This window comes from Chamaesiphon sp. OTE_20_metabat_361 (assembly GCF_031364565.1).
The window spans coordinates 1-1,706 of sequence record NZ_JANLWO010000337.1; the positions used below are offsets into that span (position 1 = coordinate 1).

General features: G+C 47.2%; 2 protein-coding genes. Both read left to right on the top strand.

Annotation, left to right across the window (positions count from 1 at the left end):
- The first annotated feature begins 423 nt into the window (after window positions 1–423).
- Window positions 424–1,023, top strand: a complete 600-nt coding sequence (locus RMO35_RS09885; RefSeq protein WP_309740754.1) for a tRNA isopentenyl-2-thiomethyl-A-37 hydroxylase MiaE — start codon at window positions 424–426, stop codon at window positions 1,021–1,023.
- 237 nt (window positions 1,024–1,260) lie between these two features.
- Window positions 1,261–1,706 (top strand): GNAT family N-acetyltransferase (locus RMO35_RS09890; protein ID WP_309740757.1); only part of this gene is annotated, 446 nt, incomplete at its 3' end.

The following is a 1,706-nucleotide window of genomic DNA, read 5'->3' on the forward strand; positions in this document are numbered from 1 at the left end:
CAGTGTAGAAAACAGCGGTTGAAATGTCATGTTCGAGTACCACAACTCATAGCCCGATCGTCCAATTTAGTGTAGAGTTTCTGTCGCTTCCTCTACTTTGTTACTACCAAAGGGGAACTAAACTTCCCACCAGAGCGATCCGAGGTAGTAAATAAATCGGTGATTTTTATTTTCGATCGGCAATTTAGGGATGGCGATCGATAACTAGGTTAGTTAAATTAATTAATAATTAACAATTAATAATTGGGTAAGTCAATCTAATCTGCCGATATATCCGAACATCATCACCCATTTGCCCAGCTCGGGCAAGTGGGTTTTGTCGAGTTTAGCGACTTTTTAAAAACCGCTGGGATAATTTCAGCGAGATCCGCGATACTAGAGCTAGCTACTCTGACTAAATTCATTGACGATCGAGACGTGCTGATGATTGCAACTACAAACCCGACGATAAATATCTTATGCCAACCGACATCTGATGCTTGGCTAGAGCAAGCCTTAGCAAATATCGATACGATCTTGCTCGATCATTCCCATTGCGAACGCAAAGCCGCCAGCACCGCAATTAATATGATGTTTCGCTATCCTTCCAATCATAAACTCGTGCGGCAATTAACCGCGATCGCGCAGGAAGAATTAGAACATTTCGAGCAAGTAAATCAGATCCTCGAACGACGCGGTATTCCTCTCGCCCCGCTCAATGCGCCGCCTTATGGCAAGGGATTGATGAGCCAAGTCCGCACTCAAGAACCCCATCGGATGCTCGATTCACTCCTGGTTTCGGGATTGATCGAAGCCCGATCTCACGAACGACTGGGATTGCTCGGAAGCCATCTTCCCGATCCCCAATTAGCCGCATTTTATCGCGGGTTAATGGCATCAGAAGCGCGTCATTTCGGAATTTATTGGTTACTAGCAGATACTTATTTCGACCGCGCCCTCGTCCAAACTCGCCTGAGTGAGTTAGCAATCTTTGAAAGTAACATACTCTCCAATCTCCATCCAGAACCCAGAGTTCATAGTTAGTTGGGAGATGGGAGATGGGAGATGGGAGGAGTTTAATAGTACAAGGATCTGTAGGTTGGGTTGCGGATGCGCGATACGTAGGGTTCCCCGAGGGTTTAGCGCACCAAGCAGAAGAATGAAACCCAACGCACTCAGGCAAAGTTTCTTTCATCCATCAGAGGACATTTCTGTCGGCTCAGATGCTCCGCAAGGAGAAATTCACGTTAAAACTCAAAGCCCAAAGCCTAAAACCTTCCCATGCTTGCATACTACCAAGATTATATAATTCGATCGTGGCAACCCGCAGATCGGCTGGCGGCGGCTAGTATTATCGAGCAAGCGTTGGCGGAATATGGACTGGGCTGGGAACCGGAAGGCGCAGATCGCGATGTGTTAGCAGTAGAGACATATTATCTCGATCGCGGCGGCGAATTTTGGGTCGTCGAGCATCACGGCGAGATTGTCGGGACGAGTGCTTATTATCCCTGCCTACACAGTGCCGATGCGCCCCTAAATCGCGGCAGCAAAGCGATCGAAATCCGGAAAATGTACTTGAGTCCTAAAATCAGAGGACAAGGCTTGGGTAAGCATTTATTAAGGCTATTAGAGCAAGCAATTTGCGATCGCGGCAATCGCGAAATCTGGATCGAAACAGCCAGCACTTTAACAGCCGCAGTGAAACTATACGAAGCAAATGGCTATCG